The organism is uncultured Amphritea sp. (assembly GCF_937127095.1).
GTDB lineage: Bacteria > Pseudomonadota > Gammaproteobacteria > Pseudomonadales > Balneatricaceae > Amphritea.
The window spans coordinates 1-18,533 of record NZ_CAKZLP010000006.1; the positions used below are offsets into that span (position 1 = coordinate 1).

Annotated in this window: 15 protein-coding genes and 1 pseudogene; 15 read left to right on the forward strand and 1 reads right to left on the reverse strand. The window is 53.0% G+C overall.

Annotated features, from left to right (window positions below; genetic code table 11):
- The 9 genes from Q0499_RS00895 to phnX all read left to right on the forward strand — a co-directional run.
- The coding region (locus Q0499_RS00895) for a hypothetical protein (RefSeq protein WP_299194896.1) at positions 1-1,107 on the forward strand (1,107 nt) is incomplete at its 5' end.
- Positions 1,107-2,138, forward strand: a complete 1,032-nt coding sequence (gene fni / locus Q0499_RS00900) for a type 2 isopentenyl-diphosphate Delta-isomerase (protein WP_299194898.1) — start codon at positions 1,107-1,109, stop codon at positions 2,136-2,138. The genes Q0499_RS00895 and fni, both read left to right, overlap by 1 nt.
- Before the next feature lie 15 nt (positions 2,139-2,153).
- On the forward strand, positions 2,154-3,320 hold the full coding sequence (locus tag Q0499_RS00905) for a hydroxymethylglutaryl-CoA synthase (RefSeq protein WP_299194902.1): 1,167 nt from the start codon (positions 2,154-2,156) through the stop codon (positions 3,318-3,320).
- Positions 3,321-3,347: 27 nt separating this feature from the next.
- Positions 3,348-4,349, forward strand: a complete 1,002-nt coding sequence (locus tag Q0499_RS00910) for a mevalonate kinase (RefSeq protein WP_299194905.1) — start codon at positions 3,348-3,350, stop codon at positions 4,347-4,349.
- Entirely contained in the window at positions 4,339-5,277 is a 939-nt protein-coding gene (gene mvk / locus Q0499_RS00915) for a mevalonate kinase (RefSeq protein WP_299194908.1), read from the forward strand. Before Q0499_RS00910 ends, mvk begins: the two co-directional genes overlap by 11 nt.
- Positions 5,264-6,271 carry a diphosphomevalonate decarboxylase gene (gene mvaD, locus Q0499_RS00920; protein WP_299194911.1) on the forward strand — a complete coding sequence of 336 codons (1,008 nt, stop codon included), beginning with the start codon at positions 5,264-5,266 and terminating at the stop codon, positions 6,269-6,271. The genes mvk and mvaD overlap by 14 nt, the downstream gene beginning before the upstream one ends.
- 10 nt (positions 6,272-6,281) lie before the next feature.
- Entirely contained in the window at positions 6,282-8,675 is a 2,394-nt protein-coding gene (locus Q0499_RS00925; RefSeq protein WP_299194913.1) for a DNA polymerase II, read from the forward strand.
- A 159-nt stretch (positions 8,676-8,834) separates the two neighbouring features.
- Positions 8,835-9,968 (forward strand): 2-aminoethylphosphonate--pyruvate transaminase, encoded by a 1,134-nt coding sequence (locus Q0499_RS00930; protein WP_299194919.1) that lies wholly within the window; start codon positions 8,835-8,837, stop codon positions 9,966-9,968.
- A gap of 40 nt (positions 9,969-10,008) precedes the next feature.
- Positions 10,009-10,848 (forward strand): phosphonoacetaldehyde hydrolase, encoded by an 840-nt coding sequence (gene phnX / locus Q0499_RS00935; RefSeq protein WP_299194922.1) that lies wholly within the window; start codon positions 10,009-10,011, stop codon positions 10,846-10,848.
- Positions 10,849-11,016: 168 nt separating this feature from the next.
- Here phnX and Q0499_RS00940 read toward each other — a convergent pair whose 3' ends face one another.
- Positions 11,017-11,727 carry a DUF4386 domain-containing protein gene (locus Q0499_RS00940; protein ID WP_299194926.1) on the reverse strand — a complete coding sequence of 237 codons (711 nt, stop codon included), beginning with the start codon at positions 11,725-11,727 and terminating at the stop codon, positions 11,017-11,019.
- 128 nt (positions 11,728-11,855) lie between these two features.
- On the opposite strand from Q0499_RS00940, the gene Q0499_RS00945 reads away from it, so the two are divergent.
- From Q0499_RS00945 to Q0499_RS23635, 6 genes and pseudogenes are all read left to right on the forward strand, one after another.
- Positions 11,856-12,752 carry a LysR family transcriptional regulator gene (locus Q0499_RS00945; protein ID WP_299194929.1) on the forward strand — a complete coding sequence of 299 codons (897 nt, stop codon included), beginning with the start codon at positions 11,856-11,858 and terminating at the stop codon, positions 12,750-12,752.
- A gap of 342 nt (positions 12,753-13,094) precedes the next feature.
- The gene (locus tag Q0499_RS00950; RefSeq protein ID WP_299194952.1) at positions 13,095-13,472 is read left to right on the forward strand and encodes a hypothetical protein; all 378 of its coding nucleotides are present in this window, start codon (positions 13,095-13,097) and stop codon (positions 13,470-13,472) included.
- A 364-nt stretch (positions 13,473-13,836) separates the two neighbouring features.
- On the forward strand, positions 13,837-14,244 hold the full coding sequence (locus tag Q0499_RS00955) for a ketosteroid isomerase-related protein (protein WP_299194955.1): 408 nt from the start codon (positions 13,837-13,839) through the stop codon (positions 14,242-14,244).
- Positions 14,245-14,250: 6 nt separating this feature from the next.
- Positions 14,251-14,838, forward strand: coding sequence for a GNAT family N-acetyltransferase (locus Q0499_RS00960; protein WP_299194957.1), 588 nt, complete (start codon positions 14,251-14,253; stop codon positions 14,836-14,838).
- Between the two features lie 67 nt (positions 14,839-14,905).
- The gene (locus tag Q0499_RS00965) at positions 14,906-15,778 is read left to right on the forward strand and encodes a carbon-nitrogen hydrolase family protein (RefSeq protein ID WP_299194960.1); all 873 of its coding nucleotides are present in this window, start codon (positions 14,906-14,908) and stop codon (positions 15,776-15,778) included.
- 457 nt (positions 15,779-16,235) lie between these two features.
- Positions 16,236-18,418, forward strand: a pseudogene (locus tag Q0499_RS23635) (bifunctional diguanylate cyclase/phosphodiesterase); the annotation flags it as partial.
- Positions 18,419-18,533: the final 115 nt, after the last annotated feature.

Here is an 18,533-nt window from a genome sequence, read left to right on the forward strand (position 1 = left end):
AGCTTCCTGAAGGGTTGCAGTGCAGATCATCAAGATCGCGGCAGCCCTTTTTTATTGTACCGAGAGACTATGAAATCCCATAAAGTCCAGCAAGCACCGATTCCGATGCGTACCGTTGGGCCGCTTAAAATCAGCGGCCATGTCCTGAACGAAAAAGTGTCTGTGCCTCTGGCTACCTATGAGACGCCGCTCTGGCCCTCGGTAGGCCGGGGTGCACGCATCTCCGTCCTGACAGAGGAAGGGATTAAAACCACGGTTGTGGATGAGCGCATGAGTCGCTCGATCCTGCTGGAAGCAGATGACGCCCTGGAGGCGTTCAAAGCGCTGGAATCGATCAAATCCCGTAAAGATGACCTGAATCAGATTGTGGCGACCACCAGTCGATTTGCCAATCTGATTGACATGCACAGTCAGATTGTCGCCAACCTGATCTATCTGCGTCTGGAGTTCACCACCGGTGATGCCTCGGGTCACAATATGGTGACCAATGCGGCCGATAAGCTGATTCCCTGGATTCTGAGTGAGTACCCGCAGCTGCGCTACTCGTCGATCTCGGCCAACTACTGTTCTGATAAGAAAGCCACGGCGGTGAACGGTATTCTGGGCCGGGGTAAATATGTGATCAGTGAGATTCTGATCCCCCGGGAGCTGTGCGAGCGCCGCCTGAAAACCACCCCGGAAAAAATTGTTGATCTGAATATCAAGAAAAACCTTATAGGGACTATGGTAGCGGGTGGTTTACGCAGCGCCAATGCCCATTATGCCAACATGTTGCTGGCGTTTTATCTGGCTACGGGCCAGGATGCCGCTAATATTATTGAGGGGTCTCAGGGGATTGTGCATGCCGAAGTGCGTAATGGCGATCTCTATTTCTCCTGTACTCTGCCGAACCTGATCGTTGGCAGTGTTGGTAACGGTAAAGGGATCGATTTTGTTGAGCAGAATCTGGCTGATCTGGGCTGTAAAGAATCCCGGCAGCCTGGCGAAAATGCCCGGCGGCTGGCGGCAATCTGCGCCGCAACAGTGCTATGCGGCGAGTTGTCGCTGATGGCCGCGCAGACTAACCCCGGCGAGTTGATGGAATCCCATCTGAAAATGGAACGCTGATGTCTGATCAGACCAATGACCGTAAAATTGAGCATATCCGGGCGATTGAGAATGACCCCCTGACCGATCGTGACGGACGCTTTTTTGATCAGATTCATCTGTGCCATCGGGGTTTGCCTGAGCTGTCATTGGAACAGATCGATACATCGGTTGAGTTTCTCGGCAAAAAACTGAGTTTTCCACTGCTGATCTCGTCAATGACCGGTGGCGATCACGCTTTAATTAAAACCATTAACCGCAATCTGGCTGAGGCCGCTGAACGCACCGGTGTCGCCCTGGCAGTGGGTTCTCAGCGGGTAATGTTCACTCAACCCTCGGCCCGGGAAAGCTTTGATCTGCGTCGCTTCGCGCCGAATACTGTTTTATTGGGCAATATTGGTGCGGTGCAGTTGAATTATGGTTTTGAGCTGCAACAGTGCCAGCAAGCGGTTGATCTGCTGGGCGCTGATGGTTTGTATCTGCATCTGAATCCGCTACAGGAAGCGGTGCAGCCGGAGGGTGATACTGACTTTTCTGGTTTACTGAAAAAAATTGCTAACGTGGCCGCAGGCTTACAACAGCCGGTGCTACTGAAAGAGGTGGGTTCCGGGTTGTCGCCACAGGATATTGAGAAGGGCATTGCCGCCGGTGTTAAGTGGTTCGATCTGGCTGGTTGTGGCGGTACATCATGGAGCCGCATTGAGCATCACCGCAGTGAAAAAAGTGGCGATGATCTGGGACTCTGCTTCCAGGATTGGGGAATTCCGACGCCGCAGGCGCTTAAACTGGCCCAGCCGTATCAAAATAGTGCAGGTTTCATCGCCAGTGGCGGTCTCAGGGATGGGATTGATATGGTTAAATCTGTTATACTCGGCGCCTCGCTCTGCGGCATGGCCGCACCGTTCCTGAAACCGGCAATGGATTCCGCCGATTCAGTCGTCCGGGTGATAGAGCAACGTCGGCGTGAATTCACCACAGCTATGTTTCTGTTGGGAATGCCGGATGTTAACAGTTTATTTATGAATCGGGCTCTCATTCTGGGCGAGCGTTGAGGATTTTAAGTACGTATGTCCGTCGGTATTGATGAAATCAGCTTTTACACCTCCAACTATTATCTGGATCTGAAAAACCTGGCTAAGGTCCAGGAAATAGATGCTGACAAATATTATCAGGGTATCGGGCAGGAAAAGATGGGAATGCCTGCCCCGGATGAAGATGTTGTGACGATGGCGGCAAACGCGGCCCTGCCTCTGATTGAGCGGGTCGGGACCGATGCTATCAGCACCGTCATGTTTGCCACGGAGACCGGTATTGATCAGTCGAAGTCTGCGGGTGTTTATGTCCACCGCTTACTTGGCCTGACATCACGCTGTCGTGTCGTCGAGCTGAAACAGGCTTGCTACAGTGCCACCGCTGCGATTCAGATGGCCTGTGCGCTGGTCGCCCGGCAGCCTGAAAAGAAAGTATTGGTGATCGCCTCCGATGTGGCCCGTTATGATCTGGGCACCTCCGGTGAAGCCACGCAGGGCTGTGGCGCAGTTGCCATGCTGATTACTGCCAACCCCCGTCTGGTGGAACTCGATCCTGAAGTGGGTAACCACACCGAAGATGTGATGGATTTCTGGCGTCCTAACTACCGTTCAACCGCGCTGGTGGATGGTAAATACTCCACTAAAATCTATCTGCAATCGCTGAAACATGCCTGGGAACACTTCTGTGATGTCAGCTCCCTGGCGTTTACTGACTTCCAGCATTTCTGTTATCACCTGCCATTTACCCGTATGGCTCAGAAAGCCCATAAGCATCTGGCACGTATCAACCACAGTGTACTGACCCCCGAACTACTTGATATTCAGGTTGAAGATACGCTGATGTACAACCGTATCATCGGTAACAGTTATACGGCGTCGATGTATATCGGTCTGGCCTCGTTGCTGGAGAACTGTAAGCATAACCTGGCAGGAAATCGCGTTGGCTTTTTCAGTTATGGTTCCGGTTCTGTGGCTGAGTTTTTCTCCGGTAAAATCGTTGCCGGTTATGAAAAATGCCTGCACGGAGAAAAGCATAAACTGATGCTGGATGCCCGCAGTGAAGTCTCTTACGAAGAGTATCTGGCGCTGTATAACGATACCGATCCGGTTGATGGCGGCGTTCATACTAAGTCTGAAGGCACGACTGGTCGTTTCCGTCTGGCGGGGATTTCCCATCATAAGCGTGAATATATCGCCTGCTAAGGGCGCTTCAGTTAAGGGCTCTGTTTCATGAAGGCGTGTGCCCCCGGTAAGCTGATTCTCAGTGGAGAACACTCGGCAGTCTATGGGGCACCGGCCATCGCTCTGGCGGTTAACCGCTATATCCATTGTCAAAGTTTCCCCTCTCCCATTGACGGTTTAAGTCTGAATTTGCCCGAAGCGGGTTGGCAGACTCAGATCAGCTGGCCTGAACTGCGCCAACTCACAGCACGACTGAATCAGCGTTTTAGTCAGTTTGAAGAGGGCCTGCTGAGTGCCGGGGAGATCCTCGAAGCACCCCATCAGCTTGCTTTATATGCCCTCAGTCAGTGCCTTGAGGATACCGATCCCGATAGCGGTTTAACCCTGGAGATCCGTTCGCAGCTACCACTGGGCTCCGGAATGGGGTCGTCTGCGGCACTGGGTGCTGCGGTGACCGTTCTGGGTCAGACTCTTTTTGCGCAACCCTTGAATACGGTTGAACTGTTTCAGCGGGTATGCTTCTGCGAGCGTCTCTGTCACGGACGCGGTGGGCTGATTGATGCTGCCACCGTCAGTCATGGGGGAATGGTGCGGGTGCAGGATGGGCAGATAGAGCAGTTGCCGGTACAGTTGGGCAGTGGCTGGTTCTATATTCATACCGGAGCGCCCGCAGTGGGCACTGGTGACTGCGTTGATTATGTCCGCAGTCGCTTTGCTGCAACGGATATATGGCAGGCGTTTACCGAGGTGACTCAACAACTGAGCAACGCTATCGTTAAGGGGGATGATCCCCGTGAGCTGATCAGCGAAAATCACCGTTTGTTAACCCATATCGGAGTGGTGCCAGACGTGGTACAGCGTTTTATCGCGGCGCTGGAACAACGCGGCGGTGCGGCGAAGGTGAGTGGTGCCGGTTCGGTGTCCGGTGATTCCGCCGGGGCTCTGATCGCCTATGCCCCGGATATTGATCTGCACGCACTTTGTCAGCAATACGGCTATAGTTTTATGCTGATTGAAGAGGATAGTGAGGGAGCCCGTCTTGAAGATTAAGGTAACCGCCCCGGGCAGTCTGATGCTGATGGGCGAGCACGCAGTATTGTTTGGTCAGCGGGCACTGGCCTGCGCAGTGGATAAGCGTATCAGTGTCACCCTGACCCCGCGGCAAGACCGGACAGTGAATATCGATTCCGCGCTGGCACAGTACAGCGGCAGTCTGGATGGACTAAAACCGGAACCAGCGCTGAGTTTTGTGCTGACCGCCATTGAGCGTCAGGTGGCTAAGCTACCCGGTGGCTTTGATCTGCTGATCCGCTCAGAGTTTTCTCATACGGTTGGTTTAGGCTCCTCGGCTGCAGTCACTGTGGCGGTGGTGACCGCATTACAGGCCTATTCAGGTAATGAGTGTGGCCCACAGGCTCTGTTCAGTGAATCGCTGGCGGTGGTGCATCAGGTGCAGGATGGCCGGGGTTCCGGTACCGATCTGGTCGCCGCTGTTTATGGCGGGGTGGTGGGGTATACGGTGGCAACCGCGGATATAGCGCCACAGATTCGGGCGCTGCAGGGCATCCCCACGATCAGCCTGTTCTATGTCGGTTATAAGATGAAAACCCCGGACGTGTTGCAGCGGGTTGAGGGGTTTGCCGTCCAGGCCCCCGACCTCTATGCTGAACTCTATCGGCTGATGGGACAGACCACCGAGCAGGCAGAACGGGCTGTGGATAACTCGGACTGGCCGCAATTTGGCCGCCTGATGAATATCTATCAGGGGCTGATGGATGCGCTGGGTGTAAATAACCGTGATCTGGCGGAGATTATCTATACCCTGCGCAGCTCACCGAAGGTGTTGGGGGCGAAAATATCCGGTTCCGGTCTAGGTGATTGTGTGCTGGCCCTGGGTATCCCCTCTGACTTTCAACTGTCTTATGAACAGATTCCCATCACTGTATCTACGGAGGGTGTAACCGTTGAGTATTTCTAAAGCCATCACCAAACAGCGGGTGATTGAACACTATCTGCCAGCGACTGTTATACCGGTGGCGGATAGCACCGATACGCTGTTTGCTCCGAGTAATATCGCCCTGTGTAAATACTGGGGCAAACGGGATGCCGAGCTGAATCTGCCGATCAACAGTAGTCTGTCGATCTCTCTGGCGCATCTGGGCAGCCGGACAAAAATCTCTGTCTGTGATAGCGATCAGGTCTGGCTGAACGGCAGTCAGATCGCCGCGAATGACAAGTTTGCCGCTAAAGTGATCGCCTTTGTGGATCTTTTCCGCCGCGGCGCAGATCACTGCGTCAAAGTCGAAACCGAGAACAATATTCCCACCGCCGCGGGGCTCGCTTCCTCCGCTTCTGGCTTTGCGGCGCTGATGCTGGCGGTGGACCGGTTTTATGGTCTCAATCTCGAACCGCAGGTGCTATCAGCCTTCGCCCGTATGGGTAGTGGCAGTGCCAGCCGTTCACTCTACGAGGGCTTTGTCGAGTGGCAGATGGGCATCCGTGAAGATGGTATGGATAGTGTTGCGCTGCCGTTAGACTGTCGCTGGGATGACCTCAGAATCGGTCTGGTGAAGGTGAGCACCGCCGAGAAAGCGGTGGACTCCCGTTCCGGGATGAACCGCACCGTGGAGACTGCGCATCTGTATCAGAGCTGGCCCTTGCAGGCGGCCACTGACCTGGAGCGCCTGCACCGGGCAATCAGTGATAAGAATTTCACCCAACTGGGCGAAACCGCCGAACAGAACGCGCTGTCGATGCATGCTACGATGATCGCCTCCTGGCCGCCGCTGCTGTACTGGCAACCGGACTCTGTCGCCGCCATGCAGACTATCTGGCAGGCGCGGGCTGACGGGGTCGAGGTGTATTTCACTATGGATGCCGGACCGAACATCAAGCTGCTGTTTACCGCGGATGCTGAAGCCGCGGTGAAGCAGCGCTTCCCGGACCTGGAAGTTGTCGCCCCATTTGCCTGAGTGTCCGTCTTTGAGCCAGCCGTTGAGTCAGACGGTGGATCAGTCGAGCGGTTTTATTCTCACCCGACAGCAGTTTGATACCCCGGAAGGGATCAGTTTTCAGTTCTGGCTGAAATCCGGAGATAATGCATTTCCGGTGACCGTGCCGGGTCAGGAGGGGGTTTTCTTTGTCCTTGAAGAGGATATCCCCCGGATTGAATCGCTGCTGGCAACTCAACTTAAGAATTCCACCGCATCCAGCCCCGAGTGGCGCTTACAATCGCTCCCCCTTAAGGATCTGCAGCAACGTCCGGTGTATGGCCTGTATAGCCGCTCACTGGCGGTCTATCGACAGCTGACGGACCTGCTGCAAACCTATGCAATTTCGATGATCGAGGAGGATATCCGCCCCGTTGACCGGTTCCTGATGGAACGCTTTATTCAGGACAGCGCGCGGGTACGGGTTAGCGATCAGTCGGTTAAACTGCAACCGGTCGACCTTGAACCCCAACTCCGCATGCTTTCGGTGGATATCGAAACGACCATGCGTGCGGACCGGATCTTCTCCATCGGTCTCTACTCTGATCAACTGAGTAAAGTGTTGATTGTCGGCGATGGCCCGAACGAGCCCTGGCTGGAATATGTCAACGATGAACGGGCCCTGTTGCAGGCGTTTGTCCGTGAAGTCGAACGTTGTGACCCGGATATTTTTATCGGCTGGAATGTAGTCGGCTTCGATTTTCGGGTGCTGCAGGAGCGGGCCAGACGCCTGCAGGTGCAGCTGAATCTGGGCCGTGATGGCAGTCGCATTCAGGTGATTGAGTCGGCCAATGGCAAGTGGTTCTGCCGCATCGCCGGACGGGTGGTGCTGGATGGTATCGATACCCTCAAAGGGGCGACCTGGCAGTTCGAAAGCTTTTCGCTGGAGTATGTTTCCAATCAGTTGCTGGAACGGGGTAAGCTGCTTGGTCATCATCAGGATGAGGGGATTAACCGGGGGGAGGAGATTCAGCAGGTCTACCGTGAAGACCCCCGCCGCCTGGCAGAATACAATCTGGAAGACTGCAAGCTGGTATGGGATATCTTTGAGCATGCGCAGCTGCTGCACTATCTGATCGAACGTAGCCGCCTGACCGGGTTGCCGCTGGATAAAGTCGGTGGTTCAGCCGCCTCGTTTGATAACCAGTATCTGCCCCGTTTGCATCGTAAAGGCTATGTGGCTCCGGTGTATGCCTCCGGTGAGTCGCAGATGGGGGCGCCCGGCGGCTATGTGATGGAATCCCGGCCGGGTTTGTATAACCAGGTGCTGGTGCTCGATTTCAAGAGTCTGTACCCGAGTATTATCCGCACCTTTATGGTTGACCCCTATGCGCTGGCGGAGGGCACCGGCACGGAATGTCCCCCGGAGGATCTGGTGCCGGGTTTTAACCATGCGATATTCACCCGCAAAGAGGCGATACTGCCGGATATTATCGAACGTCTGTGGCAGGCGCGGGACCGGGCTAAAGCGGAAAAAAATGCGCCGCTGTCCCAGGCGATTAAGATCATTATGAACAGCTTTTATGGAGTGCTCGGCTCCAATGTTTGTCGATTTTTTGATCAGCGTCTGGCGGGCTCAATCACCCTGCGCGGCCACGAGATTCTCACCCGCACCCAGGCGAAGATTGAGCAGCAGTTTGGTTACAAGGTGATCTACGGTGATACCGACTCGGTGTTTGTCTGGTTGGGGAACGATTTCCCGGTGGACCAGGCACCGCAAGAGGGGCGCAAGCTGGAACAGTTTCTTAACCAGTGGTGGCAGGACGAGGTGCAGGAGCGTTTTGGTTTACCCTGTCATCTGGAACTGGAATATGAAACCCACTATCGCCGTTTTCTGATGCCGACCATGCGCCACTCAGAAAAGGGCACCAAAAAGCGTTACGCCGGTATCCGCCATTTTACCGATGGCAGCGAAGAGCTGATTTTTAAAGGGCTGGAATCGGTGCGTTCCGACTGGACACCACTGGCGCGCAGAGTTCAGCGGGAACTGTATCGGCTGATCTTCAGTGATGCGCCCTATACCGATTATCTGAAACAGACCGTTAATGATCTGAAAGCGGGTTTACTGGATAACGAGCTGGTCTATCGCAAGCGGCTGCGCCGGCCTTTAGACGAGTACCAAAAGAACCGGCCACCCCATGTACAGGCGGCGCAGAAAGCCTACGATGAATTAAAGAAAAACAACCGTCAGGGCAATATCGCCTCCGGAATGCATATCGAATATCTGATCACCGTTAACGGTCCTGAGCCGATGTCGTTTTCAACCTCGCCCATTGACTATCAACACTACCTCGACCGCCAGCTGGTGCCCATTGCCGATGGCATTCTGATGTTTCTCGATGACAGTCTTGATGGCATCTCGGCACCCCAGATCAGTCTGTTCTGATTGCGGCTATTTGTCGCTAACATCCTATAAGTAGCGGTGATATCTACAAGTTTCACCCTTAGTGTTTCATTAAAACTTCACTGTGATCTGCCGCTCAATCTCCGATAATAGCGACCGTTGAGATTCTTCAGAGAGTGCTCTGAAGTCGCAGGAGTGATTATGAGTCAGATAGAGAAAACCGTACAGCCCTGGCTGTTAACCCCCGGACCGATCAACACCAGCCTGAGTGTTAAACAGGCGATGTTGCATGACTGGGGCTCCTGGGACGGTGACTTTCGGGCGCTGACCAAAACAGTCTGTGAGCAGTTGGTGAGCTTTGTGGATGATCAGGATGCCTTTGTCTGTGTGCCAGTGCAGGGCAGTGGCACCTTTGCTGTGGAAGCCACCCTGGGCACGCTGATACCGAATCAGGGTAAAGCGCTGGTGCTGATTAACGGTGCCTATGGTCAGCGGATGACGAAAATTCTCGACTATATCGGCCGGGATTACGTCACCCTGGATAAGGGTGATTATGAACCGCCGCGGGGGGCTGAGGTTGCCGCCATTCTGGAGCAGGACAAGGGGATAACCCATGTGCTGCTGGTTCACTGTGAAACCAGTTCGGGCATTCTCAACCCTGTGGCTGAGATCGCGGAGGTGGTTGAGCAGTATGGCCGGGGGTTGATTATCGACTCGATGAGTGCTTTTGGCGCCATTGATATCCACAGCAGCCGGATTCGTTTTGATGCACTTATCTCCTCTGCTAATAAATGTTTTGAAGGGGTGCCGGGGTTTGGTTTCGCGCTGATCCGTAAAACAGTGCTGCAACTCTGCGCCACTCATGCGCACTCCCTGAGTATGGATCTTTACGACCAGTGGCAGTATCTGGAAAACACCGGCCAGTGGCGCTTTACCCCACCGACGCACGTAGTGGCCGCCTTTATTCAGGCGCTGAAAGAACATCAGCAAGAGGGCGGTATAGCCGGTCGTTTTGCCCGCTATAGCCGTAATCAGCAACGGCTGGTGGCGGGGATGCGCAAGCTTGGTTTTGCAACCCTGCTGGCGGATGAGTGGTTATCCCCCATCATCGTCACCTTCTTCTCTCCGGGTCATGCAAATTTCAGCTTCCAGCGTTTCTACGATCTGCTAAAAGCCCGTAACTACATTATCTATCCGGGCAAACTGACTATGGCAGAGAGTTTCCGGCTGGGCTGCATTGGCCAGCTGTTTGATGAGCAGATCGACGGTCTGCTGGAAGCAATGTCTGCGGTGCTTGATGAGATGCAGATCGCGGATGGTAATCCAAACCCTTAACTGATGTTGGCTGGTCGAAAACGACTGCCGGGAGAGAGCAATGTACCCTAAGGAACGTCAATACTCGGGCACTGACACACGGTCTTTGCAAGCGATCATTATGGACTGGGCAGGCACTACGGTCGATTTTGGTTCGATGGCACCGATTCGAGCTTTTCAGGGGCTGTTTGCCAGTCAGGGCGTGCCCATCTCTGAAGAGGAGGCCCGGGGCCCGATGGGCACCGAGAAGCGCGAGCATATCCGCCAGCTGTGCAGCCATCTGCGCATCAGGGCGAGCTGGATTGAGGTGAAGGGGGAGGCACCGACTGAAGGCGATATCGACCGACTGTACAACGAATTCGTGCCTTTGCAGATCGCCGCCATCGCCGCAACGGCAGTGCTGATTCCGGGGCTGACAGAGGTTTTGGCCTGGGCTGAAACCAACGGCGTTATGATCGGAGCCAATACCGGCTATGCCGATATTATGATCGAAGGCCTGCTGGCGCGCGCCGCCGCACAGGGTTATTCACCACAATCGAATGTTTGTGCTACACAGGTGCCAAAAGGACGTCCTTATCCCTATATGGCGATGATGAATGCCATAGAGCTGGGAGTGAAAAACCTCGCCGCCTGCGTCAAGATCGACGACACTCTCACCGGCATCGAAGAAGGTTTAAATGCCGGTATGTGGACAGTGGGTGTAGCGATCAGCGGCAACGAAGTAGGCATGAGTCTGGAGGACTGGAACGCTCTCAGTGAAGCGCAGCAGGAGACGCTGCGAACTAAAGCCTATGACCGTTTTAACCTAGCCGGTGCTCACTATGTGATCGACAGCGTCGCCGATCTGATTCCGGTGCTGGAAGAGATCGAAATCCGTCTGGCAGCGGGAGAAAAGCCTTAAAGCAGAACGCAGCTGCGCTGCTTGCGAGAACGTTGTCTTCGACTCCTGCTAGTGGTTAGACGGAAAACTTCGTTTTCCTTGCCAGAGAAAGCAAAAAGAGCGCGGATTGGCGCTCTTTTTCGTTTATCAGCACCTTCTCGGGCAACACTGGCTCGGAGCAAAACATATCTATTCAGAACCCTGATTGAAATCTGAAACGATTCGCTTTTTGGCCCGATACGCCTGCCATAACAGCGCTAGCGGCAGTAACACTTCCCCGAGAAAAGTATATTGGGCGATCAGGTACCGGTCAGAGGCAAACGCGAAAAAAGTGACCGTGTCGAGGCAGTAGCCGATCCCGGCAATAATCAGTAATACGCCAATCACTCTGGGCAGAAAACCGCAGCGGTACACCAGATAGCCCATCGGCATTAACCACAGCCCCCAGAACAGGTGGGCGATCATAATACCCTGCCGGTGTAACTCCAGCAGAAGCAGGGTAATGGAATCCAGCTGTTGCGGGGTGAATGTTTCGCTGAGCAGGTCGGATCCCGGTAGCAGCAGCGCGGTGATATGGCTGAGTTCATTGAACAGCGCAATGGGGATGGTAACCAGCGTGAACAGCACCATAAACAGAGCTGCGATAGCGCCGTAGGAGCGCAGCAGATAATAGAGTGCAATTACCAGAAACAGCTGGGTTAGCTGAATCGCAAAAGCACAGAGAATGCTCAGCCGGACGGTGGTTGCATGATCTGTAAGATTGGCCAGCGTTGCGCTGGTATTGCCCGCAACTTCAATAAACTCGGGTATATAGAGTATGCCAAATACCCCCACCGGAATTAGCAGCAGGTAGAGGCAGCCAGCCAGACGTGCCAGACGGATTTCATTTAACGTTTTCAAACTGTTTACCTCTTTTCAGTATCGATATAAAACCTCAATGAGTTTACTCAGTCATGTGTGCAGGTTAAATTGGCTAAAAATGCCTACTATGTATGCATATTTGTATAGGTTGTTGTAGGGGGAACGGTGTGGACTGGAAAACAGTGAATTTTGACTGGAACAGAGCACGGGCATTTCTGGTCACCGTGGAAGAGGGGTCTTTGTCAGCCGGGGCGCGTGCCCTTGGGCTAACACAGCCGACCCTGGGAAGACAGGTGGCGGCGCTGGAGTCTGAGTTAGGGGTCACCCTGTTTGAACGGGTGGGGCAGGGGCTGAAGCTGACGGACGCCGGACTCGGGTTGGTAGCCCATGTGCAGGCGATGGGCGAGGCTGCCAGCCGCTTATCACTGGCGGCATCGGGTCAGTCGCAAACCCTGCAGGGCACGGTGACCATCGCCGTGAGCGAACTCGAAGCGGTATTTATGTTGCCTGCGGTGATCGAACGCCTGCGTAGCGAGTTGCCGGGTATCACGCTGAATCTGCAGGTGTCCCATGAGGTGGCTAATCTGAAACAGCGGGAGGCGGATATCGCCCTGCGAAGTTGTCGCCCCACACAACCGGATCTGATTGTACGCAAACTGCGGGAAGACCCGATCTGGCTATACGGCACAGCGAAATACCTGGCTCCCTATCAGGGCGTTACCTCTGCCCGGCAGTTAAACACTATTCAGATCATCGGCTTTGAACAAAACAACCGGTTGCAGGAATTGCTCAACAGCACAGGCCATGGCTGGTCGTTATCCGCGGAGAACATCAGGGTTGCAACTCTCTCACAACTACTGCAATGGGAGCTGGTGAAACGCCACCTGGGGTTAGGGTTGTTTCCTCAGCCTGTCGGCGACCAGGAACCCGCGTTTGCGCGTGCATTTGAGTCGTTCGGTCCACCGATGGTTTTGCCCCTGTGGCTGGTTTGCCACCGTGAACTGCACACCAGCCTGCGAGTCAGAAAAGTGTTTGATCTGTTAGCCGAGATGTTGTCCGGCTAAAATATCTGAGACTGATTCGAGTCTGTTCACTGCTCTTTATCTGTGTTCTAAGTGTTCTTTGTGGTTAAACGTTCTTTTCCGGTTTTGTCGATCGATACAGCGCAAACCGCAGCAAATTTATGCGCATCTTCCCCAGAGCAAAAACAGGTGCGGTAAACGACAGCTAACAATATGTAATTGCTCAATATTTAGCATTTGCACAAAATATTATTTTTTATATATCTTCTTTTAATTTAACTATTTAACAGAATATTAATAATAAATTATAAGATAATTGTTGCACTGCAACATAGCGAGCTGTACTATCACTCCATCAACTAAATTCCTAGATGGGTACACATCATGTTCAAGAATATTCCTGCTGCTGACTTCTCTGCTTTTGGCGCTCCTGTTCAGAAGCTGATCGAACTGAACACTGCAACTTTTACTAAAGCATTCGAAACTCAGAAAGCTGCTATTGAGAAGCAAATTGCTCAGGCTCAAGCTGATTTTAAAGCGTTCTCTTCAATCAAAGACGTTGAAGCGTTCACTTCTTTTGTAACGTTTAAATCTGAAGAAGCTAAGGCTAAGATTGAAGCGCTGCAGGCTGAAGCTCTTGCAACTTCAGAAACCACCAAAGCTTACTTTGCTGAAGTTCAGGCTATCCTGACTGCTGCTAAGGAATCTGTAACTGCAGCTCCTGCTCCAGTTGCTAAAGCGCCTGCTAAAGACGCTGCATAATGTAAGTGGTTTTTAAAAAAGCCCCCATCAGCAATGATGGGGGCTTTTTTGTGCCTGAGGTATACCAGGACAGACTCAAAAAGGTGGGTATGTGTGCGTATTTACACAGCAGAAAGGGTAATCAGCATTGCCGGAAGGACTTAGTTAAGTCTGCCCCTTTACTTCCCCCTCCGCGTCCCCGTGTCTCCGTTTTGACGGGCTATCGGGTCGCTTTGGGACAAGCCTGTTTAAGGTAGCGCAAGTACCATGGTGCTACAGGGGTTACCTCCTTTTAAGTAATTGAATTACATGCTTTGTGTAATAAAATGGCGCGAGCAGACTTTTCATCAGATCGCTGATCTGTGGCGACTTTGGGCAGGACTTTATGAATCAGATAGCAGCACAACTATTAACCGATTACTACGCAGCCTTTAACCGTCAGGATATGGCTGCATTTTTAGCCTTGCTCACCGATGATGTTATTCATGACATCAATCAGGGTGGCCGGGAAGTGGGGAAAGCGGCTTTTGCTCAGTTCATGGATCGCATGAATGCCCACTACAAAGAGGAGATCGTCAATATCTCCATCACCACCAATGAAGCCGGTGATCGTGCTGCCGTTGAGTTCACCGTATTAGGCGAATACCTGTCGACTGATGAGGGACTGCCTGAAGCAAACGGACAGCAATACAACCTGCCCGCCGGCGCCTTCTTTGATATCCGCGATGGCCAGGTGGCACGGGTGACCAACTATTACAATCTGGAGGACTGGATTGCTCAGGTGTCAGGCTGATCAGCGATGCTGAGGTTTAAACGACTCTCAGGTGAAGGATTAACGCACTATCTTTCTGAACTGGCGCAACTGCGAATCCGGGTTTTTCGTGACTGGCCCTATCTCTATGACGGCGATCTGGCCTACGAAGAGCGTTACCTGCAAACCTATATTCAGGCCCCCGACAGTGTGATCGTGTTAGCCTTCGATGGTGACCGCGTTGTCGGTGCCTCCACCGGTATTCCGTTGCAGCATGAAACCCCGGAAGTGAAACAGCCCTTTATTGATGCTGGTTTTGATCTCGACAGGGTGTTTTATTGTGGTGAATCGGTGCTGCTTCCGGAGTATCGTGGGCAGGGCGCGGGCGTCACTTTTTTTGATCACCGGGAGGTCCATGCCCATGAAGTTGGCGGCTTTGACTTGTGCTGTTTTTGTGGCGTGCAGCGTCCCGATGACCATACGTCCCGGCCCGCTGATTATCAGCCCCTTGATAGCTTCTGGCGTAAACGGGGTTACCGTAAACACCCGGAACTGAGCACCACATTCAGTTGGAAAGAGTTAGGTGAAGTGGATGAATCGCCCAAACCGATGACCTTCTGGATGAAGCAGTTATAAGTCAGAAAACGATGTTTGCCAGATGATTTGGCCGATCAGCATATGCAGATAGATTCGGAAGCAGTGAATGAAAAACGTCAAAGTAGCGGTATCTCAGTACGACATTGGTTTTTTTAAGCAGTGGTCAGATTTTTGTGACAAGTTAACCCACTGGGTAAAAACCGCCGCCGATAACCAGGCCAAACTGCTGCTGTTTCCGGAATATGGCAGTATGGAGCTGCCCTCGCTATTGGGTAAAACCGTCTATCAGGATCTGCAGGGTCAGCTGGATGCGATGCAGGCACTTTATCCTCAATGGCAGGCGTTGCATATTGAACTGGCGCGGCAGTTTGATCTGATGATCTTAGCGGCGTCCTTTCCGGTGCAGCAAGCCGATGGCTCGTTTCGTAACCGAGCTCACCTCTACGGCCCGGATGGTTTAATCGGCTATCAGGATAAACTGATTATGACCCGCTTTGAAAACGAACAGTGGCGGGTGGCCGCCGGCAGTGAGATCAAGGTGATCGAGTCTGATATCGGCAAACTGGGCATCAACATCTGTTACGACTCCGAGTTCCCCATGATCGCCCGTCAGCAGGTTGAAGCCGGAGCTAACCTGATACTGGTGCCCAGCTGTACCGATACCGAAGCCGGGTTTCACCGGGTACGGATCGGCTGTCAGGCCCGGGCATTGGAAAACCAGTGTTATGTGCTGCAATCCCCCACCTTTGGCCGGGCGGACTGGTCCGAAGCGGTCGATATCAATACCGGCCGGGCCGGCATCTATACCCCGGTGGATTACGGCTTTCCTGATAACGGAATCCTGGCGGAAGGCTCGCCGGAGAGGGCAGAGTGGGTCTATGCTGAGCTGGATCTGGAATCGATCGCCCGGGTGCGGGCAGAAGGGCAGGTATTTAACTATCGGGATTGGGATAAGCAGAAGGGGTTGATCTCGCCGTAGGTTGGGATGAGGTACGAATCCCAACAACAGTGAAACGTTAGCGCCTTGAATGATGAAATTAGTGACTCTGAGCCTATTGGCGCTTGAGCTTAACAGCTTTGTCTACCACGGAGGGCACAGAGGACTCTGAGATGTGAGTTTGCTCTGACCCGCCGAGTTTAAAGGTAACTAACCTCAGTCCGGTTAAGCTCCGTTTTTCTTGATCAAAAACAAATTATTAGCGTGAAAAAAAGCAGGATATGAAGCTGACTGGTTTTATACCTTGAGAATGACATAGAATGACCCATTCTCTTTGTCAGGCTGCGTTGGTGTCCCTGTGAACAAGCCTCTTCGTTACTCCCGCATTGAATGGCGGCGGCGTGCGGCAATCATAGCGTTTGCTGTTTTTGCCTTTATTAGTTACATCGTGCTGATCTCCCTCAGCCTGTACCATGCCAGAGAGCGGGAGTTAGAAACGGTACTGACTCAGCAGACGAGCCTGGTGAAGGTATTAGAGAGTCAGGCTGACGCCACCCTCAAAAAGATCGATACAGTACTGCTCTCAGTGCAGCAAAAGCTCACCGGAACGCCAGCAAACCTCCGCCCGGCACCCTCCGTTATGAATCAGATACTGGCATCTCACCTAGCGTTGATCGGTGAGTCTCAGAGCCTTCGTGTTGCGGATGCTCAGGGACGATTTATCTACGATGCCAGTGGTGTTCTCCATTCCGCGACCATCAGTGATCGCAAATATTTTTTACGTAATCGTGCCGATCCCAACGGCGAATTAATCATCTCTGAACCGTTGTTTGCCCGTATCACCCATAACTGGGTGGTTACTGTCAGTCGGCGCATCAATGATGACAAGGGTGGGTTTGCGGGGCTGATTCAGGCAGCTGTGCGAGCCGAGTTCTTCGAAAACTTTTATGAGTCTCTCAACCTGGGAAAATCGTACAGCGTGACCCTGGTCGATGGAAAGTCGCGCATGCTGGCCCGCTTCCCCGCAAAAGAGGACCAGTTGGGTAAGCCTATCAATAGTCCTCTGTTACGTGATTTTATGGCGAGTGGTGCTAACGATACCCAGTACACGACTATCTCTGCAGTGGATAAGGTCGAACGAAGTTATATGGTGCGTAAGGTCGGCCCCTATCCTCTCTATCTGATTATCGGTCATACAAAAAGCGATCAGTTGTCTGCATGGCACCAACAGCTAGTCTGGAGTATTGTCGGCATCGTCGTGCTGGGAGGGGTGTTGCTGGGCTGGATTATTGTCTGGCTGCGCAGTTACGATTCGGCACTGGCGCTGGCGGGACGAATGACCTCGGCTTACGAAGTTACACTACAGCGTATGCGTCATCTTGCCGGGCATGATCCACTGACTGACTTGCCAAATAGGGCTCTTTTGGAAGAGCGGATGGCGGCTGCACTGGCTGATACAAAAGGTCGCCGGGCGGATCTGGTGCTGATGTTTATTGATCTGGACCACTTCAAGGATATTAATGACACCCTCGGTCATGGAGTGGGTGACAAGCTGCTGGTTAAGGTGGCAGAACGTTTGCAGCAAGGTCTGACGGACCAGGACACTATCAGCCGTCAGGGAGGCATGAATTTGCCGTTCTGTTGCGGGGTTATGCCAACCTGACCCGGGTGGCAGAAACGGCGCAACGACTGATCGATGAGCTTGATCCGCCCTTTCTGGTGAATGAGCACGAACTACGGGTAACGGCGAGTATCGGTATCAGTGTCTATCCCCAGGATGGCCCTGATATTGTCACACTGCTTAAGAACGCGGACACCGCAATGTACCAGGCTAAAGCTGAAGGCGGCCGAGCTTTTCATTTTTTTACTGAGGAGATGAATGCCCGGGTGCTTAACCGCGTTACTCTGGATAAAAACCTGCACTTGGCGCTGGAGCATCAGGAATTTGTTTTGCTCTATCAGCCGCAGGTTGACGGAGCCAGTGGACAGATTACCGGTGTCGAGGCCTTAATCCGCTGGCACCATCCGCAACAGGGGGAGATATCCCCGGCCCAGTTTATACCTGCTGCTGAAGAAAGCGGAATCATTAACGGCATCGGCGACTGGGTTTTAAACCAGGCCTGTCTTCAGACACGCCGCTGGCTCGATCTCGGTCTGCCAGAACTGACCATGGCGGTGAATATTTCAGCGGTGCAGCTTCGCCAACCCAATTTTGTCGATAAGGTGATGGCCGCGCTTTCCCGACATGGTCTGCCGGCCGAATATCTGGAACTGGAAATAACAGAAAGCGCATTGATCCGCGATACTCAGCGAATTGTCCGCATCCTCAATGAGTTACGTCAACAGGGGGTGCGGCTCTCGGTAGACGATTTTGGCACGGGCTACTCCAGTCTGGCTTATCTGAAAAACCTGCCCTTCGATAAGATCAAGATCGATCAGTCCTTTATTCGGGGAATTCCTGAAAGAGAGGATGATGCCGCAATTACTGAGGTGATTATTGGGATCGCCAAAAGCTTAAAAATGGAACTGATAGCGGAAGGGGTGGAAACCGAAGAGCAGTATGCTTTTCTGTTACAGCACCATTGCCAGCAGATGCAGGGGTTCTTTTTTGGCAAACCGATGCCTGCAGCGGTGATTGAGCAGCGTTTACGACAGAGTGTCGAAGCAAGCCCCGATCAATAACGCCGGATGCATGTCGTTTATCTGAAGGCGGGGACTCCCGCTATCGCTCAAATACATCATCAACAATATCGCTGTGCTTTTCCCTGGAAGCGGTTTTTATGGTATTCCTGCAGTT

Excerpts from the sequence above, each read along its gene's own strand:
- Q0499_RS00905 (WP_299194902.1), top strand. The coding sequence starts at position 2,154 with ATGTCCGTCGGTATTGATGAAATCAGCTTTTACACCTCCAACTATTAT.
- Q0499_RS00955 (WP_299194955.1), top strand. The coding sequence starts at position 13,837 with ATGAATCAGATAGCAGCACAACTATTAACCGATTACTACGCAGCCTTT.
- fni (WP_299194898.1), top strand. The coding sequence starts at position 1,107 with ATGTCTGATCAGACCAATGACCGTAAAATTGAGCATATCCGGGCGATT.
- Q0499_RS00965 (WP_299194960.1), top strand. The coding sequence starts at position 14,906 with ATGAAAAACGTCAAAGTAGCGGTATCTCAGTACGACATTGGTTTTTTT.
- phnX (WP_299194922.1), top strand. The coding sequence starts at position 10,009 with ATGTACCCTAAGGAACGTCAATACTCGGGCACTGACACACGGTCTTTG.
- Q0499_RS00950 (WP_299194952.1), top strand. The coding sequence starts at position 13,095 with ATGTTCAAGAATATTCCTGCTGCTGACTTCTCTGCTTTTGGCGCTCCT.
- Q0499_RS00910 (WP_299194905.1), top strand. The coding sequence starts at position 3,348 with ATGAAGGCGTGTGCCCCCGGTAAGCTGATTCTCAGTGGAGAACACTCG.
- Q0499_RS00960 (WP_299194957.1), top strand. The coding sequence starts at position 14,251 with ATGCTGAGGTTTAAACGACTCTCAGGTGAAGGATTAACGCACTATCTT.
- Q0499_RS00930 (WP_299194919.1), top strand. The coding sequence starts at position 8,835 with ATGAGTCAGATAGAGAAAACCGTACAGCCCTGGCTGTTAACCCCCGGA.